This window comes from Pseudomonas parafulva NBRC 16636 = DSM 17004 (genome assembly GCF_000730645.1).
GTDB classification, from domain to species: Bacteria; Pseudomonadota; Gammaproteobacteria; order Pseudomonadales; family Pseudomonadaceae; genus Aquipseudomonas; species Aquipseudomonas parafulva.
The window spans coordinates 207,392-226,663 of the sequence record NZ_BBIU01000002.1 but is presented as its reverse complement, the minus strand read 5'-3'; the positions used below and the strand labels follow the sequence as shown (position 1 = coordinate 226,663).

The following is a 19,272-nucleotide window of genomic DNA, read 5'->3' as shown; positions in this document are numbered from 1 at the left end:
TGGCAAATTCACAAGCCAGGTGCCCTGCAGGCCCACCGTGAACATGCAGCCCGGTACAGCTGTTCAAATCTTTCTTCTATTGGCCACCGCCACAAAGCCCACCACGGCAAATGCAAAGAACCAGACCGCCGTTGAAACAGGAATGATACTGGTCTGGTTGATATACGAATCGGCCGCCCTCGCCGCCCCGCTCAACAGCACCAACAAGAAGAGGGATTTGATAATCAGTGTCGTACGCATACGCCCCGTCCTTTTTAACAGGCTATTCAATGAGTTATTGGCGCGATGATGCGGGATTTGCTGCGGTGTTGATCTGAGCTTATGGGCAGGGTGCTATTACGTCAATGATCCGACACCATAATATAAATCAATGGAGGTCGAGCGAATTAGTCAAAAAAACGACACCCCCTTTCGGCGGCCCATGGGCATGGGCCACCTCGACATCAGGCGTTTGTTTAGGGGAGACCTAGGGCATCACAGGGGGCACGTATTGCAACGTGGCCCCCAACGCCCAGAGCAGAAACAGCACGAGCGGAACATGCACCAGCAACTGCACGAAGGAGAAACCGATCAGGTCACGCGCCTTAAGCCCCAGTACCCCGAGCAGCGGCAGCATGTAGAACGGGTTGATCAGGTTGGGCAGCGCTTCGGCCGCGTTGTAGATCTGTACCGCCCAGCCCAGGTGGTACTGCAGGTCATTGGCCACCAGCATCACGTACGGTGCCTCGATGATCCACTTGCCGCCCCCGGAAGGGATAAAGAAGCCCAACACCGCCGAATACACGCCCATCAGTACCGCATAGGTGTCGTGGGTGGCGATCTGGGTGAAGAACAGCGAAATGTGGTGGGCCAAGGTCTGCTCGTCCAGGCCTTTCACCTGCGTGAGTATCGCCGCGATCGAGCCGTACAGCGGAAACTGGATCAGTACGCCCGTGGTGGTGGGTACCGCCCGGGCAACAGCATCCAGGAAACTGCGCGGGCGCCAATGCAGCAGCGCGCCCACCATGATGAACAGCAGGTTATAGGTGTTCAGCCCGGAAATGGCGGTGATCGCCGGTTTGCTGGCGAACTCCTGGTACAGCCAGCCCGCGGCCAGCGCCACCAGCAGCAGAATCAGCAAGGGGCTGTGCTCCAGCCATTCACCCGGCCGGGTGCGCTGGGGGGCAGGCGGTGCGCTGAAGCTGGGGTCGACACCACAGTCGGCGGCGCTGCGGGCGCTGTTGGGCCCGGGCGCGGTGGCGTAGGCGATCACCAGCGATACCAGCACCAGCGCTGCCAACATGACACCGGACTGCCACAGGAAGATGGTTTCGGTGAACGGAATGACCCCGGTAATCGACAGGATCGACGGCGGCAGGCTGGCGGGGTTGGCCTGCAGTTGGGCCGCCGAAGATGACAGGCCGAGCGCCCACACGGCACCCAGGCCGAGGTAGGCGGCGGCGCCTGCGGCTCGGTAGTCCATGTTCAGGTCGGTGCGCCTGGCCAAGGCACGCACCAGCAGCCCCCCAAACACCAGTGACAGCCCCCAGTTGAGCAGCGACGCCAGCATAGAGATCAGTGCGACCCAGCACACCGCCGTGCGGCCATTGCGCGGGATACGTGCCAACCGGTCGATCAGGCGGGCAGCAGGGGGTGAGCTGGCGACCACATACCCGCCTATCACCACGAAGGCCATCTGCATGGTGAAGGGGATCAGGCTCCAGAACCCGTCACCAAACGCCTTGGCGGTATCCAGTGGCTTGGCCCCCATGGCCAGGGCACCGATGCATACCAGCAATACCGCCAGCGCGGCGAATACCCAGGAGTCTGGGAACCAGCGTTCGGCCCAGTTGGAACAGCGCAAGGCAAAGCGGGCGGAGCGGCTGTCTTGAATTTCAGCGGCCACAGTGTCGTTCCTTTTATTGGTTTTATCCGGGTTCAGCATTTTCAGCTAACAACAACCAAACCCCGCAGCAACAGGCGTGCCCGCGCATACGCCGGTGCAAACACCGGATAATGCGCGGGTGGGCCTGCGGCTGCGGGGCTGCAGGGTGTGGCTTAGAAGGTCATTTCCTTCACATCATCGGCCACGATCAACTTGCCGGCGGTTTTCGCCACGATCTCCTCAATGCTCACACCTGGCGCTGTCTCGCGCAGGATGAAAGCGCCGTCTTCGATCTCAAGATAGGCAAGGTCGGTGAGCACCTTGCGGATACAGCCCGCACCGGTCAGGGGCAGGCTGCACTGGGGCAGCAACTTGGACTCGCCATCTTTGGAGGCGTGGGTCATGGTGACGATGATGTTCTCGGCACCTGCCACCAGGTCCATGGCGCCGCCCATGCCTTTCACCAGCTTGCCGGGGATCATCCACGAGGCGATGTTGCCGTGCACATCCACCTCGAAGGCGCCCAGCACCGTCAGGTCTACATGGCCGCCGCGAATCATGGCGAAGGACTGCGCCGAATCGAAGATCGACGCCCCTACCCGGGCGGTGACGGTTTGTTTGCCAGCGTTGATCATGTCGGCATCGAGCGTGCTCTCGGTGGGGAATTCGCCCATGCCCAGCAGGCCGTTCTCCGACTGCAGCATCACATCCATGTCTGCCGGTACGTAGTTGGCTACCAGGGTGGGGATGCCGATGCCCAGGTTTACGTAGTACCCATCTTTCAGTTCACGGGCGACGCGTTGCGCCATTTGTTCGCGGGTCAGTGCCATGGTCAGGATCTCTTTGTTGTTCTGGAAGGTGGCACTCAGGCCTTGACGGTGCGCTTTTCGATACGTTTTTCGAAGGTGCCGACAATGACCCGGTCCACGTAAATGCCTGGGGTATGGATTTCGCTGGGCAGCAGCACGCCAGGCTCGACGATCTCTTCCACTTCCACCACGGTGACCTTGCCAGCGGTGGCCGCCAGCGGGTTGAAGTTTTGCGCGGTGTTGCGGTACACCACGTTGCCGTAGTGATCGGCCTTCCAGCCCTTGACGATGGCGAAGTCACCGGTGATGGATGCTTCCAGGATGTACTTGCGACCGTTGAATTCGCGCACCTCCTTACCTTCGGCAACCGGGGTGCCGTACCCGGTGGCGGTGAAGAATGCAGGGATGCCAGCGCCGCCGGCGCGCATTTTCTCGGCAAGGGTGCCCTGGGGGGTCAGCTCCACCTCCAGCTCGCCGCTGAGCAGTTGGCGTTCGAACTCGGCGTTTTCACCCACATAAGAGGCAATCATCTTGCGAATCTGATGGCCCTCGAGCAAAACACCCAGGCCAAAGCCATCCACACCGCAGTTGTTGGAAACCACGGTCAGGCCCTTGACGCCGCGGCGCTTGATTTCCTGGATAAGGTTTTCGGGAATACCGCACAGGCCAAACCCACCGGCCAGTACCGTCATGTCATCGGTCAGGCCTTCGAGGGCCTGTTCGTAAGTTGCAACGCGCTTGTCCAGTCCGGCCATGCTGATCCGCCTTTTGTAGTTGTAGAACCGACGAGGCTGTCGGTGAGCGTGTGTACACATCTTCACCGCAAGCAACTGATTTGTTAATTTTGTTTTCGTCATCGATTGATAACGTTTGCAAATCAAAGCATAGGCGAGCCCCATGAATGTCAAACAGCTGCGTGCCTTCGTCACCGTGGCCAAGTTCCAGAGTTTCGCCCAGGCCGGGGAACACCTGCACATTTCACAACCGGCGCTGAGCCTCACCATCAAAGCCCTGGAAGAAAACCTGGGGGGCGCCCTGCTCACCCGCACCACGCGCAGCGTCAGCCTTACGGCCGAAGGCGAGGTGCTGCTGCCGCTGGCCCGACGCCTGCTGGCCGACTGGGATGACACCGAAGAAATGCTCCGCCAGCGTTTCACCCTGCAACTGGGCCGGGTGTCCGTTGCGGCCATGCCCTCGTTTGCCGGTAACCTGCTGCCCCACTCCTTGAAGGTATTCCGCCAGCGTTACCCGAAAGTGAACGTGACCGTGCACGACGTGATCAACGAGCAGGTACAGGAACTGGTGCGCCATCGCCGCGTCGAACTGGGCATTGGCTTCGAACCCGACAATATCGATGGGCTGCATTTCCACCCGCTGTACATGGACCGCTTCGTGGCGGTGGTGCCCGCCGAATCGCCGTTGGCCCGTTTGGCCGAGGTCAGTTGGGCGCAACTGATGGCGGAAGATTTCGTCGCCCTGCAACGCCCGTCGGCGGTACGGCTGCTGATGGAGCAGAACGTGGCGGCGCAGCATGGCCGGTTGGCGGTGGCGTTCGAAAGCCACCAACTGTCTACCGTAGGGCGGATGGTGGCCAGCGGCCTGGGTGTGAGTGCGGTGCCGGCGCTGTGCATCAACCAGATGCAGGAGCTGGGCGCCTGTTGTGTGCCATTGGTACAGCCCACGGTCGAGCGACGTATCGGCGTGATCGCCCTGAGCGAACACAAATTGTCTACCGCAGCGCAAGCGCTGCTCGAGGTGCTGCTTTCCACTACCCGAATACCGGAGGTGACATGCGTAACGTGACACTCGCAGGCCAACAGGTGCCCTGCATTGGCCAAGGCACTTGGTACATGGGGGAAGACCCGGCGCAGAAAACTGCAGAAGTGCGGGCCTTGCAGCAGGGCATCGACTTGGGCATGACCCTGATCGATACCGCTGAAATGTATGCCGAGGGCGGGGCCGAGCAGGTGGTCGGGCAGGCGCTGGTCGGCCGACGCGACCAAGTGTTTCTGGTCAGCAAGGTGTACCCGCACAACGCCAGCAGGCGCGGCATGGCGGCAGCGTGCGAGCGCAGCCTGGCGCGGCTGGGCACTGAATGCATCGACCTGTACCTGCTGCACTGGGCTGGCCAGCACCCGTTGGAAGAAACGGTCGAAGCCTTCGAGCGCCTGCGCGAGCAAGGCAAGATCCGCCGTTGGGGCGTGTCCAACTTCGATGTGAACGACCTTCAGGAACTGCACGGCACTGGCTGCGCTACTGATCAGGTGCTGTACAACCCGGCGCAGCGCGGCATCGAGTTCGACCTGCTGCCATGGTGCACACAGCAGGCCATGCCGATCATGGCCTACTGCCCCTTGGCCCAGGCCGGGCAATTGTTGCAGCACCCGGTACTGCGCCAGGTCGCTGAACGGCACGGCGCCACACCCGCACAGGTGTGCCTGGCCTGGGTAACGCGGCAAGACACGGTTGTGGCCATCCCCAAGGCGGTTGCGCCAGAGCACGTAAGGCTCAATGCCGGTGCCGGGCAACTGGCCCTGACCCAAGAGGATCTACAAGCGATTGACCAGGCCTTCCCGGGCCCGGTACGCAAACAGCGCCTGGCGATGGTGTAAACCCGCGTTGGCGGGCGGCCTGCAGTGGCGGTCAGTGGAAGTCGCGGCTGCGCACATCCAAGCCCTGCAGCAACTGGCTGACATCCTCCAGCCGCCGGGCGACCAGGTGCCGCACGCCATTTTCCTGCTCCAGCCGCCCGCTGACCTTGAGCAGCTGCGAGCCCACCAGGGCCCGCCGCTGCCGTTCGGCCAGGTCGCGCCATACCACCACATTGACCATGCCGTGTTCATCTTCCAGTGTGACGAATGTGACGCCGCTGGCCGTTTGCGGGCGCTGCCGGCCCACCACCAGCCCCGCCATGGCAATGGCATCACCGTGCTCCACACCCGCCAGCTCACCGGAGCTGCGGCAGCCCAGTGCGCGCAGCCGTGAACGCAGCAGCGTCAGCGGGTGCGGGCCCAGGGTGGTGCCGAGGGCCTGGTAGTCTGCCACCAGGTCTTCGCCCACCGTTGGCGCGGGCAGCTCAACCCGCGCTTCCGGTACTGCTTGCACGTTCGCGAACAGGGGTAGCTGCGCCTGCACGGCGGCCACTTCCCAACGGGCCTGGTGCCGGTGGCGCGCCAGCGAGCGCAAGGCACCGGCGTCAGCCAGGTGCGCACGGGCGCGGCTGCCCAGTGCAGCGCGCAGGCACAGGTCTTCTACATCTCGCCAAGGTTGCTGTGCCCTCGCCTGCTCCAGCCTCAACGCATCGCCCTCGGCCAGGCCACGGACCAGGCGCAACCCCATGCGGATGGCCAACACGCCCTGCGGGCAAGGCTCAAGGCTGCAATCCCAGTGGCTGTGGCACACATCCACCGGGCGCACGTCGATCCCCTGGCGACGAGCCTCCTGCAGCAACTGGTCGGGGCTGTAGAAGCCCATGGGCCAGCTGTTCACCAGGGCACAGGTGAAAATGGCGGGCTCGTGGCACTTCAGCCAACTGCTGGCGTAACACAGCAGGGCGAAACTGGCGGCGTGGGACTCGGGGAAGCCGTAGCTGCCAAAGCCCTTGATCTGCTCGAAGATGCGTTCGGCAAAGGCCACCTCGTAACCGTTGCGCAACATGCCCTGTAGCAGGCGCTCACGGTGCGGTTCCAGCCCCCCATGGCGCTTCCAGGCGGCCATGCTGCGGCGTAACTGGTCTGCTTCGCCGGGGCTGTAGTCGGCGGCAACCATGGCCAGCTCCATCACCTGCTCCTGGAACAACGGCACACCCAGGGTTCGTTCGAACACTTCCTTCAACTTGGGCGATGGGTAGGTGACAGGCTCCTGTTGCAGCCTGCGGCGCAGGTAGGGGTGCACCATGTCGCCCTGGATCGGGCCGGGGCGCACGATGGCCACTTCGATGACCAGATCGTAGAACGTCTGTGGCCTCAGCCGCGGCAGCATCGCCATTTGCGCACGCGACTCGATCTGGAACACACCCATGGTTTCCGCCCGGCTGATCATGGCGTAGGTGGCTGGGTCTTCCGGGGGGATGGTGGCCAGGGTAAGCGTGCGGCCCCTGTGCTGGTACAGCAGGTCGAAGCACCGGCGCAGGGCACTGAGCATGCCCAGGGCCAGCACGTCGACCTTGAGCAGGCCGACCATGTCCAGGTCGTCCTTGTCCCACTGGATCACCGTGCGCTCGGCCATGGCTGCGTTCTCCACGGGCACCAGCTGGTGCAGTGGCTGTTGGGAGATCACGAAGCCGCCGGGGTGCTGCGACAGGTGGCGAGGGAAGCCGATCAGCTCGCCGGCCAGTACCAGTACCCGGCGCAGCGACGGGCTGGCGGCATCGAAACCCGCCTCCGCCAGGCGTTGCGGGTCCGGGATGCGGTCGGTCCAGCGCCCGCAACACTTGGCCAGGGCATCCACCTGGTCGGCGGGCAACCCCAGCACCCGCGCCACATCCCGCACGGCACCGGCTGCATGATAGGTATTGACCACCGCCGTCAACGCCGCGCGGTGCCGGCCGTAGCGACGGAACACATACTGGATCACTTCCTCGCGGCGGTCGTGCTCGAAATCCACATCGATGTCGGGCGGCTCGTTGCGCTCGCGGGACAGGAACCGCTCGAACAGCAGGCGGTGTTCCATCGGGTCCAGCTCGGTGATGCCCAGTACGAAACACACCACCGAGTTGGCCGCCGAACCCCGGCCCTGGCAGAGGATGTGCTGGCTGCGGGCAAAGGCTACGATGTCGTGCACCGTAAGAAAGTAGCTTTCGTAGCCCAGTTCTTCGATCAGGCCCAGCTCCCGCTCCAGCACGGCCCGCACCTTGGCGGTCGGCCCCGTGGGCCAGCGCAACGGCAAGCCCTGCTCGCACAGGTGACGCAACCAGCTCGCCGGCGTATGGCCGCCTGGCACCAGTTCCTGGGGGTAGGTGTAGTGCAGTTCGCTCAAGTCAAAGTGGCAACATTGCGCAATAGCCACGGTATGAGCGAGCAGATCGGCCGGATAGAGTTCAGCGAGCTGCTCTTGAGCACGCAAATGCCGTTCGCCGTTGGCGAACAGGAACCGCCCCGCTTCGGCAACCGTGCAGTGCTGCCGAATGGCCGTCATGCAGTCCTGCAACGCGCGCCGACCGCGTATGTGCATGTGCACATCACCGCAGGCAACCGCAGCGATGCCCAGCGTGCGCGCCAGGCCTAGCAGGCGCTGCAGCCGCTGGGCATCGTCGTGGTCGCGGTGCATGTGCACGGCCAGCCACAGGCGCTGATCAAACAAACCCTGGAGCCACTGCCCGGTGGCTGCGTCGCTGGTTCCATCAGGCACCCACAAGGCAAGCAGGCCGTAGGCGTGCGCCTGCAGGTCATCACGCAACAGCTGGTACTGGCCTTTGGCGGCTCGCCGCCGCGCGTGTGTAATGAGGGCACACAGGTTCTGGTAGCCGGCCAGGTCCTGCACCAGCAACACCAGCTTGGGGCCGTCGTGCACCTGCACTTCACTCCCCACGATCAGCCGCAACTGATGCTGTTTGGCCGCCTGCCAGGCACGCACGATGCCCGCCAGCGTGCACTCATCGGTGATGGCCAGCGCCTCGTAACCTAGCTCACGTGCTCGCCTGAACAGCTCATCAGCACTGGAAGCCCCACGCTGGAAGCTGAAGTTGCTCAGGCAGTGCAGTTCGGCATACCCCGTCATGCTCATGCAAACCAGCCTTGCAGCCACAACGGGCCACCCTGACTGAGGTCACGGTAGGCCCAGCCGCGCAAGCCTTCACGGGTTTCTATGCGGTAATAGTCGCGGCGCACGTCACCCCCATCCCACCAGCCGGACTCTATGCGCTCGGCCTGCCCCTGCACCTGATACGCCAGGCCATCGAGCAACGTGGGCGTGGCCAGCAGCCAGCCCGGGCGACTGCCCGGTGCGACCGGCATGTTGCCCAGGGCCCCCTGCTCGACCGCCTGCCAGGCATGCTCGGGCCGGTGATCGGCGGCGGCAAGCAGCCCTTTGACGGCTTCATCGCCAAGGCGTGCACGCAGGCGCTCGCGCAGTTGCTCCCAAGGTTGTAGCTGCTGGGCACGGGGGTCGAACAAGGCCTGGTGCTGGGGCACAAATGGGGGTAGGTCATCTGCCACCAGGCGCAGGTTACGCACCGGGGCCGGCAGGCGCAGTGGCTCCAGGCGACCACGGGCCAGCTCCAGGAGCATGCCGGCGTCACGCTCGGCGGCTAGCAGGCCGACGTCGAGCTGGGTATCGGCGCCCTGGGCATGCTCCAGGTACACGCGAAAACGTTGCACACCGCAGTCACGCCCCGCCAGGAAGGCGGCCAGGTCATTGAGCATGCGCCGCAGGGGGAACAGCAGCGCCTGGTGTGACGCCACGTCGAAATTCAGCTCCAGCCGGGTTTCGAAGCGGTCTGGGGGCTGATAAAAGTCCAGCCCCAGGCTGCGCAGGCCCAGTAACTGGTCAAGGTGCAGTTGCACCTGGGCAGGAAACCGCCTGGCCAGGGTACTACGGGGCAGCGCCAACACCTGGCCCAGCTGCTTCAGGCCCATGCGGGCGAACGCTTCGGCGGCGTCGGCTGGCAGCCCGAGCCGTTGCACCGGCATGCTCAACAGCGCCATGCGCGTGGCGTCTGCGTCGCTGACCGCCAGGCCATCATGAGCATTGGCCAGTATGCGTGCGGCGACCGGGTTGCTGGCCAGCACGATGCGCTGGCGCAGGCCCAGCTCGGCCAGTTCCTCGCGCAAGCGTGCCTGAAACGCGGGCCAGGGGCCGAACAGCTTAAGGCTCGACCCCACCTCCAGCAGCAGTGCCCGGGGGTAATGCAGGCTGACCTGGGCGCTGAACCGATAGGCCCAGGCAGCCAGCAACTGCTGCAGGGCATCAATGCGTTTGGCATCCACCTCGAGGCAGGTGAAGGCCTCAGCCAAGGCCCGTGCCGCCGTCAGGGTTTGCCCCGCCCGCAGGCCCAGTGCAGCCGCTGCCGGGTTTACCGCTTGCAGTACCCGCCTTTGGGCGGGGCCGCCCAGCAGCACCAACGGCGTGTCAGGGTCGTCGCGCTCGCGCAGGATGCTGTCCAGCGCCAATTGCGGGAACACGATGCAGGCCCAAAGCATGCGGCATCACCCCTGCCCGGGGCAGGCGATGGGCACGGCAGGCGGCATGCCCCCACGGCTTTTGATCACCCGCCATTGCGCTGGCCGTGTGTCGATGGCGATGCGCAAGGCAGCGGGCGATGCATTCAGCTGCGCCTGGTGCGGCCGGCAGGCAAACGCCAGTGCCTGGCCAGTTTCGGCCGCCACCTGCAGGCGCCGCAGGGCCCGATCATCAGCCCGCTCGGGCCAGCACACCACCGCCGCGCAGCTGCCTGAGCGCAGGCATTGTTCGGCCGCCCACAGGGTGTCTGCCTGCTCGGCATCTACCTGTACCAGCCAACGCAAATCAATGCCGGCCGCCTGCCAGGCCGGCGCAAACGGGATGAACGGCGGTGCCACCAACACCACACGCCCACCTTCGGCGGTGAGCCGTGCCATGGCGGGCCACATCAACTGCAACTCACCACAGCCGGGGCTGGCCAACAGCAGCTCGGTAAGGGCCGCAGCCGGCCAGCCGCCTTCCGGTAGACGTTCGTCCAGCCGGGCATGCCCGGTTGGCTGCAATGCCTTGGGTTGTACCTGTGCCTGGCGCCCACGCCATACCCGACGCTGGTCGAGCAGCCGGTCCAGATCGACGACAGCGCCCATCAGTCGCGCCTCAGCAGGCCGCAGAAGATGCCTTCGATGAAGAACTCCTGGCCAGGCTGCACGTCGATTGGCGCATAGGCGGGGTTGCGGGGCAGCAGGCGATAGCCCTCACCCAGGCGCTGCAGGCGCTTGATAGTGACCTCGCCGTCCAGCCGGGCGACCACGATCTGCCCGTCGCGGGCGTCGCCCTGCTGGCGAATGCCAACCAGGTCGCCGTCAAAAATCCCGTCGCCGATCATCGAGTCGCCCCGCACCTTGAGCAGGTAGTCGGGCGTGCGCCGGAACAGGCTCGGGTCCAGCAGCAACTGCTCGTGGATGCCAAGGTCCGGGCCGATGGGCGCACCGGCAGCCACCTGGCCCAATACCGGCAGCTCGAGGATTTCCGGGCGGCGTACCGGCTGCGCCAGGCGGATGCCCCGGGCCTGGTTGGGGGTGACGTCGATGTAACCGGCCTGGCACAGGGCGGTTATGTGCTTGCGCGCGACACTGCGCGAGGCAAAACCGAAGTGCACGGCAATATCCGCCAAGCTCGGCGGCTGGCCTTGTTCGGTGATGCGCGCCCGAATGAATTCGAAAATAGCGCGGCGTTTGGGGGTAAGATTGTCCATGGAGCACATTTGTACTCTTTTCGTAGCACACTGAACAGCCCCCTTCGTCGTCAGGTTTGGTTATGATCCTGAAGCTCATGCGTTCACCACTGGATTGCCCATGCTCACCGCCCTGCTGTTCGACCTCGACGGAACCCTGACCGACACCGACACCCTGCACTTGCAGGCTTTTCGCCAGTTGCTGAACGAGCACGATGGCCGCGAACTCACCCAGGCCCAGTTCGATGCCCAGGTCAGTGGCCGCGCCAACGGCCAGTTGTTCGCCGAATTGTTTGCCGGTGCCAGCCCTGAGCAATGCAAAGCGCTGGCTGACCGCAAGGAGGCCCTGTTCCGCAGCCTTTCGCCGGCGTTGCACCCGCTGCCCGGCTTGCTCCGCCTGCTGGATTACGCCAACACGTCAGGCATGGGCATCTGCGTGGTCACCAACGCACCCCGCCTGAATGCGCAGCACATGCTGGGGGCCATGGGCCTGGCCGAGCGGTTCGAGCACGTGGTGGTGGCAGACGAACTGGCCCGCCCCAAACCCGACCCCCTGCCCTACCTCACCGGCTTGCAGTACCTGAACGCCGAAGCGGGTCAGGCCCTGGCCTTCGAAGACTCCCTGCCCGGGGTGGCGGCGGCGCATGCAGCAGGTATTTTCACGGTGGGGGTTGCGACCACGCAGACGCCGGAACGGTTGATGGCTGCGGGTGCGGGGTTGGTGATTGACGATTTTGAAGCGCCAGCTTTGTGGGCGTTGTTGGCCAAACGCGGTGAGGCGGGCTGACGGATGCGCCGTCTGCCACGCCCCAGGGCCTACGCAAGTTGCCGAACCAGCTGATCGACATCAAGAGCGAGCGTGCCAGCGAGCGTATTCTGGCGTTGGCTGGCGGCAGTGCTGAAGACGTTGCCATTGAAGCAGTGCGTCACTGGGGCGCGGCCTACCGTCAGTGAGTGCGAGCTGCGCAGCCACGCGCGCTCGAATCTCTTAACTGTACTGCGAGAATCCCATGAGTGAACGTGCCTCACCCACCACCGCGCCACAGCCGCTACGTTTTCCGCCTGGACTGATCGTCGCGGTGCTGGCCATGGTGATCGTGCTGTTCCTGCCACTGCCCGAAGCGTTACCGGTCGCCGGGCAGCGGATGCTGGCAATACTGGCATTCGCGGTGACGGTGTGGGTGACCGAGGCGGTTTCCTACGAAGCCAGTGCCATCATGATCACCTCACTGATGGCGGTCTTGATTGGCATGGCGCCGACGCTGCAGGACCCCACCGTCATCTATGGTTCATCGGCCGGCGTGTCGATGGCCCTGAGCGGTTTTTCCAACCCGGCTTTGGCGCTGGTGGTCGGCGCGCTGTTCATCGCGGCGGCCATGACCCATACAGGCCTGGACAAACGCATCGCCTTGGTCACCCTGACCAAGGTCGGCGCCAGCACCCGGCGCATTCTGTTCGGCGCCATGCTGGTGATCGTGCTGTTGAGCCTGGTGGTACCCAGCGCAACGGCCCGCAGCGCCTGCGTAGTGCCCATCATGATGGGCGTCATCGCAGCCTTTGGCGTAGCCAAACGCTCGCACATCGCCGCCGGCCTGATGATCATCGTTGCCCAGGGCACCAGCATCTGGAACGTCGGCATTCAGACCGCCGCGGCGCAGAACCTGCTGACCGTAGGCTTCATGGACAAGATGCTCGGCCAGCGCGTGTCGTGGATTGACTGGCTGGTTGCCGGCGCACCCTGGGCAGTGATCATGTCGGTGGTGCTGATCGTGGTGGTGCTGAAAATGCTGCCGCCCGAGAGCGACAGCGTGCCAGGCGGCCTGGACGCCGTGAAACAGAGCCTGGCCGAGCTCGGCCCCATGACCGCCGCGCAGAAGCGCCTGGGCATGGTTTCGCTGTTGCTGTTGCTGGCCTGGGCCACTGAAGGCAGGTTGCATGCGCTGGACACCACGACCACCACCTATGCCGGGCTGGTCATCCTGCTGTTGCCCCGTTTCGGCGTGATGACCTGGAAAGACGTACAGTCGCGCATTCCGTGGGGCACGGTGATCGTGTTCGGTGTGGGTATCAGCCTGGGCACAGCACTGCTGACCACGCAGGCCGGCCAGTGGCTGGGCGCACAAGTGGTCAGCCACACTGGGCTCGACAGCATTTCACCACTGGGCGTGTTCGCGATACTCAGCGCCTTCCTGATCGTCATTCACCTGGGCTTTGCCAGCGCCACCGCACTCACCTCGGCGCTGCTGCCGATCCTCATGGCCGTGCTGCTTACACTACCCAGCGAATTCAGCCGGGTCGGCATGACCATGCTGCTCGGCTTTGCCGTCAGCTTTGGTTTCATCCTGCCGATCAACGCCCCGCAGAACATGGTCTGCCTGGGCACCGACACCTTTAACCCCAAGCAATTCGCCCGTGTCGGTATACTCGTCACCCTGGTTGGCTATGTGCTGTTGCTGGTGTTTGCCAGCACGTACTGGAGCTGGCTGGGTTGGATCTGAAGTTCAACGATCCCCTAACGGGTCACATTTCACACCTGGAGCCTTGTCATGAATTCGCTCAAACGCATCTTCGTCACCGTGGGCCTGTGCCTTCTGGCCGGATGCGCAACACCTTCCTCGATGATCCTCAAAGACGGTCGCGAGCTGCAAACACTGGATACGCCGAAGTACGACAAGCAGAGCGGCTTCTTTGAGTTCAAATTGCTGGACGGTAAGCCTCAGAAAATCAACCGGGATTCGGTGTTGACGATTCGCAACCTGAAATAACCCCTGCATGCTTTAACAACGGCGCCCGCGAAGCCCCTCGCCTTCGTGGGCGTTGTCGTATGAATCAACACCCACGAAGGCGAGGGGCTGGGTACGCGCTTAATCTGCGCAGGGTGGATGCTGTACTCCATCGACTTTACTGGTAACGTAAATTCACCTTACCGCCAAAGACTGCCCCGATGACACCACGCCCCCTCCCCCCTAGCGGTTTCATCCAGGTGCGCGGCGCCCGCGAGCACAACCTCAAGAACATTGATGTAGACATCCCACGTGACGCCCTAGTGGTGTTCACGGGCGTATCTGGCTCGGGCAAGTCGTCGCTGGCATTTTCCACGTTGTACGCCGAAGCCCAGCGCCGTTATTTCGAGTCCGTGGCGCCCTACGCCCGCCGCCTGATCGACCAGGTGGGTGTGCCGGACGTGGATGCCATCGACGGCCTGCCGCCAGCAGTTGCCCTGCAACAGCAGCGCGGCACGCCCAGCGCACGGTCTTCGGTCGGCAGCGTGACCACGCTGTCCAGTTCCCTCCGCATGCTCTATTCGCGCGCCGGGCAGTACCCGGCGGGGCAGCCGATGCTGTATGCCGAGGATTTTTCTGCCAACACACCCCAGGGCGCCTGCCCTGAATGCCACGGCCTCGGGCGGGTGTACGAGGTCAACGAAGCCACCCTGGTGCCGGACCCGTCGCTGACCATCCGCGAACGGGCCGTGGCCGCCTGGCCCATGGCGTGGCAGGGGCAGAACCTGCGCGACATCCTGGTGACCCTGGGTTATGACGTGGATGTGCCCTGGCGCGACCTGCCACAGGCGCAACGGGACTGGATACTGTTCACCGAAGAAACGCCCACCGCGCCGGTGTATGCCGGCCTGACACCTGCACAGACCCGCGCGGCACTGGAACGCAAGCAGGAACCGAGCTACCAGGGCACGTTCATGGGCGCCCGGCGCTATGTGCTGCATACGTTCATGCATTCTCAGAGCGCGCAGATGCGTAAACGCGTCGCCCGGTTCATGCGTCCAAGCCCCTGCCCTGCCTGTGGCGGCAAGCGTCTCAAGCGCGAGGCACTGGGTGTGACGTTCGCAGGGCTGGACATCGCCGAGCTGTCGCAACTTCCGCTGCAGGCACTGGCGCACCTGTTGCGCAAGGTGGCTGCGTCCGACTACCTGACACAACACGGTGAACTGACCGTAGAGAAGCGCCTGGCCGCGCAACGGATCGCGCACGAAGTGCTGGACCGCATCGAAACCCTGCTCGACCTGGGGTTGGGCTATCTGGCACTGGAGCGCAGCACCCCCACGTTGTCGTCTGGCGAGCTGCAACGCCTGCGCCTGGCCACCCAGCTCAACTCACAGCTGTTCGGCGTGGTCTACGTGCTGGACGAGCCCTCTGCGGGGTTGCACCCGGCCGACAGCGAAGCCTTGTTCGATGCCTTGGTGCGGCTCAAGCAGGCAGGCAACTCCGTGTATGTGGTAGAGCACGACCTGGATACCATGCGCCGCGCTGACTGGCTGGTGGACGTGGGCCCTGCTGCCGGGGAGAACGGCGGCAATATCCTGTACAGCGGCCCGCCACAAGGGCTGGCACAGGTGAAGGCGTCGTGCACGGCGGCCTACCTGTTCGGCGAGCAGACCAAGGCCAGCCCTGAGCGCCGCCAGGCCAAGGACTGGCTGACCCTCGAAGGAGTGACCCGCAACAACCTCGCCGACCTGAGTGCAGCCTTCCCGCTGGGCTGTTTTACCTCGGTGACAGGTATTTCGGGCTCGGGCAAATCAAGCCTGGTGAGCCAGGCGTTGCTGGAGCTGGTGAGCGCACACCTGGGCCAGGGTGAACCTGCCGGCGACCCCGCGGAACAGAGCCTGGAAGATGAACCGGAACAGGCCAGCAGCGGCCATGTGAGTGCAGGCCTCGGCAGCATCAAGCGCCTGGTGCAGGTGGACCAGAAACCTATCGGCCGCACACCCCGCTCCAACCTCGCCACGTACACCGGTTTGTTCGACAATGTGCGCAAGCTGTTCGCCGCTACTGAACAGGCCAAGGCGCAGGGGTTCGACGCCGGGCGGTTCTCTTTCAATGTGGCCAAGGGCCGTTGCCCCACATGCGAGGGTGAAGGGTTCGTCAGCGTCGAGCTGCTGTTCATGCCCAGCGTGTACGCGCCATGCCCCACCTGCCATGGGGCCCGCTACAACCCCGAAACCCTGTCAGTGACTTGGCAGGGCATGAACATCGCCCAGGTGTTGCAACTGACGGTAGACCAGGCCCTGCAGGCGTTTGCCGAGCAGCCCCCCGTGCGGCGCTGCTTGCAGGTATTGCAGGATATCGGCCTGGGGTATCTGCGCCTGGGCCAGCCAGCGACCGAGCTGTCTGGCGGAGAGGCCCAACGGATCAAGCTGGCCACCGAGCTGCAGCGCACGGCACGCGGCGCGACCTTGTACGTGCTGGATGAGCCCACCAACGGCCTGCACCCGCAAGACATCGACCGCCTACTGGTGCAGTTGAACCGGCTGGTGGACAGCGGGCACAGCGTGGTGGTGGTCGAGCATGACATGCGCATGGTAGCGCAAAGCGATTGGGTGATCGATATTGGGCCGGGTGCCGGAGACGCCGGGGGCAAGGTGGTAGCGTGCGGCACGCCGCAGCACGTAGCCCGCTGCGACGGCAGCCGCACCGCCGCATTTCTGGCCAAGGCGCTGTAACACACCATGGACAAATACGCCCCTCGCGACTGGTTGCCCCACGAAAAGCCCGTGCTGCCCGGCTCGCCCTCCACCCCCCTGCACGCACCGGGCAAACGCCTGGCTTATGGCCTGGTGGGCCTGCTGGTAGCGATCACCGGTGGCCTGGGGAACGCCTTGGTCACCGCCAACCTGGTATTTCTGCAAGGTGCGCTGGGTGCGACCACCGCTGAGATGGCCTGGTTGCCGGCAGCCTATGTGATGACCACGGTGTCCATGAACCTGCTGCTGGTGAAATTTCGCCAGCAGTTCGGCCTGCGCGCATTCACCGAAGTGTTTCTGGTGCTTTATGCAGTGGTCACCTTCGCCCACCTGCTGGTCAACGACCTCAACTCGGCCATCGCCGTGCGGGCGGCCCACGGCATGGTGGGCGCGGCGCTCACCTCGCTGGGGCTGTACTACATGATTCAGGCCTTCCCGGCAAAATGGCGGCTGAAGTCGATTGTGCTGGGGCTGGGCGCCTCGCAGCTGGCTTTGCCGCTGGCGCGCATCTTTTCCGAAGACCTGCTGCTGATTGGCGAATGGCGCGGGCTGTACCTGTTCGAGATGGGCCTGGCGCTGGCCGCCCTGGGTTGTGTGCTGCTGTTGAAGCTGCCCCCGGGCGACCGCTTCAAAACCTTTGAACCCCTGGATTTTCTCACCTTTGCCCTGATGGCCAGTGGTACCGCCCTGCTCTGCGCCGCGCTGTCGTTGGGGCGTATCGACTGGTGGCTGGATGCACCGTGGATCGGCATGGCGCTGGCGGGTGCCATTGCCTTGATCTTCAGCGGGCTCGCCATCGAGCACAACCGCCAGAACCCGCTGTTGATGACCCGCTGGCTGGGCAGCGGCGCAATCATCCGCCTGGGGCTGTGCGTTATTCTGATCCGCATGGTCACGTCCGAGCAGTCCACCGGCGCGGTGGGTTTTCTGCAGATGCTCAACATGGGCAGCGAGCAGATGCGCACCCTGTACTGGATCATGCTGCTGGGTGCCGTAGCCGGGCTTGCCACCAGCGCCCTGACCATCTCGCCCAATCACTTGATATTGCCGCTTTTGATATCGCTGCTGGCGATGGCCATTGGCGCCTTCATGGACAGCTCATCCAGTAACCTCACACGGCCGGCACAGATGTATTTCAGCCAGTTCCTGCTGGCGTTCGGCAGTACGTTCTTCCTGGGGCCGTCCATGGTGCTGGGCATCAGCCATGTACGCGCCAACCCGCGCAACCTGGTGAGTTTTTCGGTGCTGTTCGGTATCTGCAACAACCTGGGTGGCCTGATTGGCGCCGCACTGCTGAGCACCTTCCAGATCTGGCGAGAAAAATTCCACTCCAGCCACCTCATGGACCACCTGAGCGCCGTGGAACCGCTGGTGAGCGCGCGCGTTCAAAGCGGTGGCGCCGCGTATGCGCACATCCTGGCAGACCCGGCCCTGCGCACCGAAGCCGGTTTGCGCCAGCTGGCCAGCGCCGCTACCCGCGAAGCCAATGTAATGGCCTACAACGATGTGTTCATGCTGATCGGCAGTATCGCTATTCTGACCATGGTCTGGATTTGCATCCGCGGCACCTGGCTGTGGTACAGCAAGCGCCAGGCCAGCCTTAACGACTCCACCTCCGGCGCAACCACCTGATGACCGACGATACCCGCACCACGACCACCACCGCCATCGCCGAAGCCCCGGAGGGCACCGCCCCGCCCAGTGAACCCACCAGCCCCGGGCGCTCGCGGCGGGTGCGGGTGATGTCGGCAGTTACCTTTGCCTGCGTGGCGCTGGCAGGCGTGCTGGTGGTGCTGTACGCCTGGCGCCTGCCGCCATTCAGCAGCGCCATCGAAAGCACCGAGAACGCCATGGTGCGTGGCCAGGTAACGCTCATCGGGCCTCAACTGAGCGGTTACATCGTCGATGTGCCGGTGCAGGACTTCCAGCACGTGAAGGCCGGGCAGTTGCTGGTGCAACTGGACGACCGCATCTATATCCAGCGCCTGGCCCAAGCCATTGCGCAACAGCAGCAGCAAGAGGCGGCGCTGGCCAATAACGCCCAGCAACGCAAAAGTGCCGAGGCCACCATCGCCCAGCGCCAGGCGGCCATCGGCGATGCCGCAGCGCAGGTAACCAAGGCCCGGGCAGACCTTGCCCGCAACCAGGCGCTGGTGACCGATGGTTCGGTGTCGCGCCGTGACCTGGACGTTACCCGTGCCAGCGAAGCGGCTGCGGTCGCCAGCCTGGCCCAAGCCAAGGCGGCCCTGGAAATCGCCCGGCAGGACCGCGAGACGGTGGTGGTCAACCGCGCCGCACTGGAGGCTGCGGTGGAAAATGCCAAGGCCGCTGTCGCCCTGGCGCGCATCGACCTGGACAACACCCGGGTCACCGCACCGCGGGACGGCCAGCTGGGGCAGATCGGCACACGGCTAGGGGCCTATGTGAACTCAGGGGCGCAACTGATGGCGCTGGTGCCGGACACCTTGTGGGTCATCGCCAACATGAAAGAAACCCAAATGGCTGACGTGCGTATCGGCCAACCGGCGAGCTTCACCGTCGATGCCTTGAACCACCTCAAGCTGCATGGCCACATCCAGCAGATCTCGCCAGCCACCGGTTCTGAATTCGCCTTGCTGCAGGCGGACAACGCCACCGGTAACTTCGTCAAGATCGCCCAGCGCATCCCGGTACGGATTACCGTCGACCCTGACCAGCCCCAGGCCCGGCACCTGCGCCCCGGCATGTCGGTGGTGGTCAGTATCGATACCAACGGCGACCAGTAGCG

At 64.2% G+C, this 19,272-nt stretch carries 17 protein-coding genes; 9 read left to right on the top strand and 8 right to left on the bottom strand.

Going from position 1 to position 19,272, the window contains the following annotated elements; translation table 11 throughout:
• Window positions 1-63: 63 nt before the first annotated feature.
• The 4 genes from eppA to PPA02S_RS01265 form a co-directional block, all read right to left on the bottom strand.
• Window positions 64-240, bottom strand: a complete 177-nt coding sequence (eppA, locus tag PPA02S_RS23155; protein ID WP_169338815.1) for an EPS-associated small membrane protein EppA — start codon at window positions 238-240, stop codon at window positions 64-66.
• A gap of 226 nt (window positions 241-466) precedes the next feature.
• Window positions 467-1,924 carry a short-chain fatty acid transporter gene (locus PPA02S_RS01275; RefSeq protein WP_161629590.1) on the bottom strand — a complete coding sequence of 486 codons (1,458 nt, stop codon included), beginning with the start codon at window positions 1,922-1,924 and terminating at the stop codon, window positions 467-469.
• 113 nt (window positions 1,925-2,037) lie between these two features.
• Window positions 2,038-2,694: a CoA transferase subunit B gene (locus PPA02S_RS01270; protein WP_028634089.1), complete on the bottom strand. Its 657-nt coding sequence runs from the start codon at window positions 2,692-2,694 to the stop codon at window positions 2,038-2,040.
• Window positions 2,695-2,729: 35 nt separating this feature from the next.
• Window positions 2,730-3,428 carry a CoA transferase subunit A gene (locus PPA02S_RS01265; RefSeq protein ID WP_028634090.1) on the bottom strand — a complete coding sequence of 233 codons (699 nt, stop codon included), beginning with the start codon at window positions 3,426-3,428 and terminating at the stop codon, window positions 2,730-2,732.
• 142 nt (window positions 3,429-3,570) lie between these two features.
• Between PPA02S_RS01265 and PPA02S_RS01260 the strand changes: the two genes are divergently transcribed.
• Together PPA02S_RS01260 and PPA02S_RS01255 are read left to right on the top strand one after the other, a co-directional pair.
• Window positions 3,571-4,476 (top strand): LysR family transcriptional regulator, encoded by a 906-nt coding sequence (locus PPA02S_RS01260; RefSeq protein ID WP_028634091.1) that lies wholly within the window; start codon window positions 3,571-3,573, stop codon window positions 4,474-4,476.
• On the top strand, window positions 4,464-5,285 hold the full coding sequence (locus PPA02S_RS01255) for an aldo/keto reductase (RefSeq protein ID WP_028634092.1): 822 nt from the start codon (window positions 4,464-4,466) through the stop codon (window positions 5,283-5,285). Before PPA02S_RS01260 ends, PPA02S_RS01255 begins: the two co-directional genes overlap by 13 nt.
• A gap of 31 nt (window positions 5,286-5,316) precedes the next feature.
• On the opposite strand, the gene PPA02S_RS01250 is transcribed toward PPA02S_RS01255, so the two are convergent.
• Genes PPA02S_RS01250 through lexA form a run of 4 tightly spaced genes read right to left on the bottom strand, consistent with a single transcriptional unit; the run spans window position 5,317 to window position 11,047 of the window.
• Window positions 5,317-8,397 (bottom strand): error-prone DNA polymerase, encoded by a 3,081-nt coding sequence (locus PPA02S_RS01250; RefSeq protein ID WP_028634093.1) that lies wholly within the window; start codon window positions 8,395-8,397, stop codon window positions 5,317-5,319.
• Complete coding sequence (locus PPA02S_RS01245) at window positions 8,394-9,812, bottom strand: Y-family DNA polymerase (protein ID WP_028634094.1); 1,419 nt, start codon at window positions 9,810-9,812, stop codon at window positions 8,394-8,396. Before PPA02S_RS01245 ends, PPA02S_RS01250 begins: the two co-directional genes overlap by 4 nt.
• 6 nt (window positions 9,813-9,818) lie before the next feature.
• Window positions 9,819-10,439, bottom strand: a complete 621-nt coding sequence (imuA, locus tag PPA02S_RS01240; RefSeq protein WP_028634095.1) for a translesion DNA synthesis-associated protein ImuA — start codon at window positions 10,437-10,439, stop codon at window positions 9,819-9,821.
• Window positions 10,439-11,047, bottom strand: coding sequence for a transcriptional repressor LexA (gene lexA, locus PPA02S_RS01235; RefSeq protein WP_080667877.1), 609 nt, complete (start codon window positions 11,045-11,047; stop codon window positions 10,439-10,441). The genes imuA and lexA overlap by 1 nt, the downstream gene beginning before the upstream one ends.
• Before the next feature lie 100 nt (window positions 11,048-11,147).
• Here lexA and PPA02S_RS01230 point away from each other — a divergent pair, with 100 nt between their 5' ends.
• The 7 genes from PPA02S_RS01230 (at window position 11,148) to PPA02S_RS01205 (ending at window position 19,270) form a co-directional block, all read left to right on the top strand.
• A complete protein-coding gene (locus tag PPA02S_RS01230; RefSeq protein WP_028634097.1) occupies window positions 11,148-11,813 on the top strand; it encodes an HAD family hydrolase in 666 nt (221 codons plus the stop codon).
• A 38-nt stretch (window positions 11,814-11,851) separates the two neighbouring features.
• On the top strand, window positions 11,852-11,980 hold the full coding sequence (locus PPA02S_RS23410) for a hypothetical protein (RefSeq protein WP_272867580.1): 129 nt from the start codon (window positions 11,852-11,854) through the stop codon (window positions 11,978-11,980).
• Window positions 11,981-12,036: 56 nt separating this feature from the next.
• Window positions 12,037-13,524, top strand: coding sequence for a DASS family sodium-coupled anion symporter (locus PPA02S_RS01225; RefSeq protein ID WP_028634098.1), 1,488 nt, complete (start codon window positions 12,037-12,039; stop codon window positions 13,522-13,524).
• A gap of 48 nt (window positions 13,525-13,572) precedes the next feature.
• On the top strand, window positions 13,573-13,791 hold the full coding sequence (locus tag PPA02S_RS01220; RefSeq protein ID WP_028634099.1) for a YgdI/YgdR family lipoprotein: 219 nt from the start codon (window positions 13,573-13,575) through the stop codon (window positions 13,789-13,791).
• 179 nt (window positions 13,792-13,970) lie between these two features.
• On the top strand, window positions 13,971-16,484 hold the full coding sequence (gene uvrA, locus PPA02S_RS01215) for an excinuclease ABC subunit UvrA (protein ID WP_028634100.1): 2,514 nt from the start codon (window positions 13,971-13,973) through the stop codon (window positions 16,482-16,484).
• A gap of 6 nt (window positions 16,485-16,490) precedes the next feature.
• Window positions 16,491-18,137, top strand: coding sequence for an MFS transporter (locus tag PPA02S_RS01210; protein WP_028634101.1), 1,647 nt, complete (start codon window positions 16,491-16,493; stop codon window positions 18,135-18,137).
• Entirely contained in the window at window positions 18,137-19,270 is a 1,134-nt protein-coding gene (locus PPA02S_RS01205; protein ID WP_028634102.1) for an HlyD family secretion protein, read from the top strand. The genes PPA02S_RS01210 and PPA02S_RS01205 overlap by 1 nt, the downstream gene beginning before the upstream one ends.
• Window positions 19,271-19,272 lie beyond the last annotated feature (2 nt).